Here is a 6,283-nt window from a genome sequence, read left to right as displayed (position 1 = left end):
TGGACATCCTGCTGCTGGCCCGCTCCACCAGTGGCGGCCCGTGGCGCTGGACCGCGGCCATGCTCACCCACGCGGGCTTCATCGGCCTGCTGGCGGTGCACGCCTTCGGTCCCCAGACAGCAGACCTCTTTGGCGGGTACTTCGAGGCCACCCTTGACCCCTACTTTTTCCTGCGCGACCTCTTCGGGCTGATGCTCATCCTCGGAGTGCTGCTGGCCCTCGTCAGAAGGCTGGGCATTCGGCGCATCCGGCAAACCTCCGGCCCTGCCGACTGGCTTCTGCTGGTGATCGTCGGCGGCATCGCCGTCAGCGGGGTGGCGTGGCAGGCGGCCAAGTCCATGTCCCCGGCAGCGTTCGAGCGCATGACCGAGGAATACTTTTACGGCGACGAGGAACAACTCGCCGCGCTCAGGGCGGTCTGGACCGTGGACTACGACGTGGTCTTCAAGACCGCCCCTGACACCGCTCCCGAAATGCTGGCCCTTGGCCGGGAGATGGACGAGGAGTCCTGCCGGGGCTGTCACGCGCCAGCGTCCTCGGCGTTCCTCTCGCACCTCGCCGCACGCGCACTCAAACCGGCGGCCCGCTCGCTGGAATCGGCGCGCGTCGACATTCTGCTCGGCCACGCCCACGCACTTTTCCTCCTCGCCGGGCTGCTTCTGCTCCCGCTTGGCAAGTTCGCTCACGTGCTGACCACGCCGCTCAACCTGCTGATACGCCGGGGCAGCCGCTCCACCGTTGCCGACACCGGCCGCAAGGCCACTGGCCGAAGCCTCGGGCTGACCGCCTGCACCCACTGCGGTGAATGTGCCGCACGATGCAGCGTGGGAGCGGCCTACGACGTGCTCGGCATCAGGCCGGTACTGCCTTCCGAGAAGCTGGCCGACCTGAACGCATGGTCCGCTGGACGCCTCAAGGGAGGTCGACTGGCCGATTTCACGGCAGGCAGCCGCATCTGCTCCGAGTGCATGCGCTGCACCGAAGTCTGCCCTTCCGGCATCGACCTTCAGGAGCTCTGGCTGACCTCCAAACGAAGGATGGTGGCCGAAGGCGCGGCCGGGTTGCAGCACGAGATGCCCGGCAAATCGCCCGCCGAACGCATGGAGACCCTGCACGGCCTGCCGGAATCCGAGCCCGAAAAGAAACGACCGGTGCGACTGACCGCCCGGCGCGAGGCCTACCTCGGCTGCGTGCAATGCACCACCTGCACCAGCGTTTGCCCGGTGGTGGCGGCCAGCTCCAATCCGGCGCGCGACCTTGATTTCACACCGCAACAGGTCATGAACCTGCTGCGCATGGGGCTGGTGGACCACGCCCTCGGCGCGGGCATGACCTGGAACTGCGTGACCTGTTACAAATGTCAGGAGCACTGTCCGCAGGGCGTGCCGGTGGCCGATGTGCTCTTCGAGCTCAGAAACATCGCCAACGCGCGCGTCCGCGCCCGCTCCGGGGGAGGCAAGCGATGAGATACGCATGGTTCCCGGGCTGCAAGATCGCCCATCACCAGCCGCAGTACGGCAAGGACGCCCGCCAGCTCTGCAAACGTCTCGGCGTGACGCTGGAGGACATGGAGTTCGACTGTTGCGGCTGGCCCATCAGGCAGGAGAGCCTCGTGGCCTCGGCGGTTTCCGCTGCCCGCAATCTGGCAAGGGCCGAACGGGCCGGGCTGCCCATCCTGACGCCCTGCAAATGCTGCTACGGCAACCTGAGCGTCATGCTCCTCAAGCTGCGCCAGCACGACGAACTCCGCGAGACGGTCAAGCCGCACCTTGCTTCCGAAGGGCTTGACCTGCCCGAAGAGCCGAAGATCGTGCACATCCTGACGCTCATGGACGAACGCTTGATGCGTTGCGGGAGAAGGCCTGCGGCACGGTGGACGGCCAGACGGTTGCCGCCAGCTACGGCTGCCACGCCCTGCGGCCCTCGGAGGCCACCGCCTTCGACGACCCGCTTGCGCCCACGGTGTTCGAGCGGGTGCTTGAGGCCCTTGGCGCACAGCCGGTGCCGTGGCAGATGCGCCTTGAATGCTGCGGCCACTTTCTGCGCGATCGAAATGACGCCATGGCCGAGGCGCTGGGGCTGACCAAGCTCCGAAACGCGGCCGGAGCCGGGGCCGGGACGCTGGTCACGGTCTGCACCTATTGCCAGACGCAGTTCGAGACCTATCACGACGCACCGGAACTGCCACGGGCCGAGACCGTGGCCTCCTTTGCGCTGCGCGCCCTCGGCGACAGGGACTAGACACACCGAAACCACGTCGCCCCGGGCCGAACGAGATAGAGAACGACATCCACAAGGAGGAATTCATGGCTAACTACGTCGGTGCCGTGGATCAGGGAACCACCAGCAGCCGTTTCATCATCTTCGACAAACGGGGCCGCATCGTCTCCCTCGACCAGAAGGAGCACGAGCAGATCTTTCCCAAGCCGGGCTGGTCGAACACAACCCCATGGAGATCTGGCGCAACACGCAGGACGTCATCAAGGGCGCGCTGGCCAAGGCGGGCCTCAAGGGAAGCGACCTCGCGTCCATCGGCATCACCAACCAGCGCGAGACCGTGGTGGTATGGGACAAGGCCACGGGCGAGCCGTACTACAACGCCATCGTCTGGCAGTGCACCCGCACCCATGACATCTGCAAGGAGCTCATGAAGGAAGGCGGGCAGGACCGCTTCCGCGAGATCACCGGCCTGCCGGTGGCAACCTATTTCAGCGGCCCCAAGATCAAGTGGATCATGGACAACGTGCCCAAGGCGAAAAAGGCCTTCGAGGACGGCAGCGCCATGATCGGCACCATGGAGACGTGGATCATCTGGTGGCTGACAGGCGGCCCCAAGGGCGGCGCGCACGTCACGGACGTGACCAACGCCAGCCGCACCATGCTCATGGACCTCAAGAAGCTCCAGTGGGATCAGGGCATCCTCGACATTCTGGGCATCCCCCGCGAGGCCCTGCCGCGCATCGTGCCCTCCTCGGACGCCGAGACATGGGGGCCGACCATGGAAGAAGGCCCGCTCAAGGCCCGCGTCCCGGTCTGTGGCGCACTCGGCGACCAGCAGGCCGCGCTGGTGGGCCAGACCTGCTTCGAAATCGGCGAGGCCAAGAACACCTACGGCACCGGCTGCTTCCTGCTCATGAACACCGGCCATGAACCCGTGATCTCCAAGAACGGGCTCATCACCACGGTTGCCTACCAGCGAAGCGACCGCAAGCCGGTCTACTGCCTTGAAGGGTCCATCGCCATCGCCGGAGCCTCGTGCAGTGGCTGCGAGACAACCTCGGCATGATCGACGATGCGCCCGAAGTCGAGGAACTGGCTGCAGCCGTGGAGGACAACGGCGGCGTCTACATCGTCCCGGCCTTTCAGGGGCTCTTCGCACCCTACTGGCGTCCGGACGCGCGCGGCGTGATGGTGGGCCTGACCCGCTACGCCAACAAGCACCACATCGCCCGGGCCGTGCTGGAGGCCAACGCCTATCAGGCCAAGGACATCGTGCTGGCCATGAACAAGGACTCCGGCGTGGAACTCAAGGCCCTCAAGGTGGACGGCGGCATGGTCGGCAACGAGCTGCTCATGCAGTTTCAGGCGGACGTGCTCGGCGTTCCGGTCACGCGTCCCAAGGTGGCGGAAACCACCTGCCTCGCGCGGCCTACGCGGCCGGTGTCGCCGTGGGATTCTGGGACAGCTTCGAGGAGCTGCGCGAGAACTGGGCCGAAGACAAGACCTGGCAGCCCGACATGGACGAAGAAACCCGCCGCAAGGGCTACGCGGGCTGGAAGAAGGCCGTGGAACGCACCTACGGCTGGGAAGAATAAAGACAACTTAACGGGGCGGCCGACCGGTCGCCCCGTTTTTTCATCATGCACACCAGGAATCTCGTTATCGGCCTCGCCGCAGGCTACCACTACGGCGACGTGGCCCCGTTCCTGCGCTCGCTCGAACGGGTCGGGCACGCCGCCACCGAGTGCGTCCTGTTCGCCTCGGACACCACGCGGGACGTTGAACGCATGGAGCGTCACGGCACACGCGTCATCCGGTTCCGACGCGAACCCGAGCTTGAACACGTCCCGTACAACGGCTACCGCTACCGCCTCTACCGGGACTATTTGCGCGGCTCCGGCCAGCGCTTCCGGCGCGTGCTGATGACCGATGTACGCGACGTGCTCTTTCAACACGACCCGTTTTCTTTCGACTGGCCCGAGGGCCTGAACGCCACGCTGGAGGACGAGTCCATGACCATCGGCTCCTGCCCGCACAACAGCCGCTGGGTGGAGCGACATCTCGGCAGGGCCGCCCTCGTTGAGCTTTCGGAGGAACGCATCTCCTGCTCCGGCACCACCGTTGCGGACCATGACACCCTGCTGGAGTATCTGGACGCCATGATCTCGCTTTCCAAAGGATTCCGTCCGGGCCAGAACATGGCCGGATTCGATCAGGCAATTCACAACTACCTGATTCGAAAGGATTTTGGTTCAGAAACTACATTTCACGACAATGCGGGACCGATCCTCACCCTCGGCTACCATCCGTGTGAGCCGGAGACGGACCCGAAGGGCGATGTGTTGAACGATGCCGGGGAACCTGCGGTCATCGTGCATCAGTACGACCGCAAGCCCGGACTGTTCGCAATGGTTCGAAAGCGTTACGGCACCATGGCGGATTGACCGACACCCCTGCCCGCAATTGCGGTCGGGGCCGGGACGTGCTAGCAGCGACAGCATATTCAGGAACGGAGGACACCGTGAGCTACGAAAAGGAATTCAAGGCGGCCATGAGCCGGACCTCGCAGTGGAAGCTGGGCAGCTTCAGCCCCGCCGAATCGGGCACGGGCCTGAGCGTGGAGCAGCGCAACGAACTCGAAGCCGCCAGCCACATCCCCTTTGAGGAGCGTGTGGGCAAGGTCATGTCGGTCAACTTCGGGGACTTCCATTACATATTGAAGAGCTTCGGCATCACCGACGCGGTGCTGACCATCGGCAACGTCTCCCAGTACGGCGAGATGCGCTACCCGGTCACGGCAGGGCATCTGAAGAAAATCCTCAAGCACAAAAGCGGCGAGGAAAATTCGGACCGCTACCACCTCTGGACCACCCTGCCGGACGGCACCATCATCGACTCCGTGATGCTTGCGGCCCTGTATCTGGAAGGCAACACGGACATAAACCCGGCCATTCCGTCCGAACGCGTGCTCCACGCAGACCCTGAAAAGCTGCCCTTCGGCCTCAAATATCACCCGCTGGTGGTGGGTGTTGAGTTCTTTGTGGCCTCGGACACCATCGACCGCGAGGCCATGGATTATATCATGAGCGAAGCCCCGGCCTAGCCTCGCATCACCAAACACAACAAAGCCCCGCAGCACGTATGCCGCGGGGCTTTTCTCTTTCCCGACGGAAGCAGGTTACGGCTGATGCGGTGCGGCCTGCTGTTTCCAGTCACGCACGGTTTCGCGAATCTCCCCGGCCATGGCCGAATCCTTCTTGAAGTGCTCGGCAAAAACGTGCAGCCGGGTGCCGCCGCGCGGGACGAAGAGCCCCTTGACCCGGCACCAGTGCGGATCAAGAACGGCCACGAAGTCGTCGAGCATGGTGTTGGTGATGGTCTCCATGAAGGACTGGTGGTTGCGATAGGCGAACATATAGAGCTTGAAGCTCTTGGACTCCACGATCTTCTGGTCCGGAACGTATTCCAGCACGATGGTGGCGAAATCCGGCTGACCGGTGACGGGACAGAGCGAAGTGTACTCCGGGAACTCGATGGACACGACGTACGGCCGGTCCGGGTGGTTGTTCGGGAAAGCCTCCAGAATGTCCGGGCCCGGCGAGTCGAGCCGGTATCCGGTCTGGCCGCCCTGTCCCAAGGTCTTCAGATGAACAGTCTGATCCTTGCTGCTGGTGGTCATTGAAATCTCCTTGTTTGTTTGCAGCGCGCATTTTGACTTTTCAGGTGCCTGCTGGCAAGTGTTCATGATCGATTCAGGAGGCCGCCGGGGACTGTTTTCCCCGTAGCGGCAGGGGCGCCTTGCCCCGACCTTTGGACTGTTTTCCAACAAGGAGTCTTCATGCAAACCCGTTACGAGGGTCATACACCCTGCTCGTGAGCCTGTTCATCGGCTCGCTGACCGCTGCGGCGTTCATTTCGTCAAAGATCGTCAACTTCTTCGGGCTGGCCGTCCCGGCAGGCGTGCTGGCCTATTCCATAACCTTCGCCGTGTCCGACATCATCGGCGAGCTCTGGGGCCGGGAACGGGCTTCGGCCGTGGTGCAGGCGGGCTTCGCGGCGCTCA

Annotated in this window: 6 protein-coding genes and 2 pseudogenes; 7 read left to right on the top strand and 1 reads right to left on the bottom strand. The window is 64.0% G+C overall.

What is annotated here, in order from left to right; all coding sequences use genetic code 11:
- From JCM12178_RS16440 to JCM12178_RS16420, 6 genes and pseudogenes are all read left to right on the top strand, one after another.
- Positions 1-1,466: 4Fe-4S dicluster domain-containing protein (locus JCM12178_RS16440; protein WP_054652992.1), on the top strand; the 1,466-nt coding region annotated here is incomplete at its 5' end.
- Positions 1,358-1,648 (top strand): annotated as a pseudogene (locus JCM12178_RS21145) (heterodisulfide reductase-related iron-sulfur binding cluster); the annotation flags it as partial. The gene JCM12178_RS16440 and the pseudogene JCM12178_RS21145, both read left to right, overlap by 109 nt.
- A gap of 224 nt (positions 1,649-1,872) precedes the next feature.
- Complete coding sequence (locus JCM12178_RS20095) at positions 1,873-2,241, top strand: heterodisulfide reductase-related iron-sulfur binding cluster (RefSeq protein WP_245628839.1); 369 nt, start codon at positions 1,873-1,875, stop codon at positions 2,239-2,241.
- 65 nt (positions 2,242-2,306) lie between these two features.
- Positions 2,307-3,815, top strand: a pseudogene (glpK, locus tag JCM12178_RS16430) (glycerol kinase GlpK).
- Positions 3,816-3,860: 45 nt separating this feature from the next.
- Entirely contained in the window at positions 3,861-4,664 is an 804-nt protein-coding gene (locus JCM12178_RS16425) for a hypothetical protein (RefSeq protein WP_054652988.1), read from the top strand.
- Positions 4,665-4,741: 77 nt separating this feature from the next.
- Positions 4,742-5,323, top strand: a complete 582-nt coding sequence (locus JCM12178_RS16420) for a hypothetical protein (protein WP_054652986.1) — start codon at positions 4,742-4,744, stop codon at positions 5,321-5,323.
- Positions 5,324-5,398: 75 nt separating this feature from the next.
- On the opposite strand, the gene queF is transcribed toward JCM12178_RS16420, so the two are convergent.
- A complete protein-coding gene (queF, locus tag JCM12178_RS16415; protein WP_054652984.1) occupies positions 5,399-5,899 on the bottom strand; it encodes a preQ(1) synthase in 501 nt (166 codons plus the stop codon).
- Positions 5,900-6,093: 194 nt separating this feature from the next.
- On the opposite strand from queF, the gene JCM12178_RS16410 reads away from it, so the two are divergent.
- A partial coding sequence (locus JCM12178_RS16410; protein WP_245628838.1) for a VUT family protein occupies positions 6,094-6,283 on the top strand: 190 nt, incomplete at its 3' end.

This window comes from Salidesulfovibrio brasiliensis JCM 12178 (assembly GCF_001311825.1).
Lineage (GTDB): Bacteria > Desulfobacterota > Desulfovibrionia > Desulfovibrionales > Desulfovibrionaceae > Pseudodesulfovibrio > Pseudodesulfovibrio brasiliensis.
The sequence above is the reverse complement of the archived record's forward strand: the minus strand, read 5'-3'. Positions and strand labels throughout refer to the sequence as shown.

Bases quoted from the DNA above. Each gene is read 5' to 3' on its own strand.
- JCM12178_RS16425 (WP_054652988.1), top strand. From the start codon at position 3,861: ATGCACACCAGGAATCTCGTTATCGGCCTCGCCGCAGGCTACCACTAC.
- queF (WP_054652984.1), bottom strand. From the start codon at position 5,899: ATGACCACCAGCAGCAAGGATCAGACTGTTCATCTGAAGACCTTGGGA.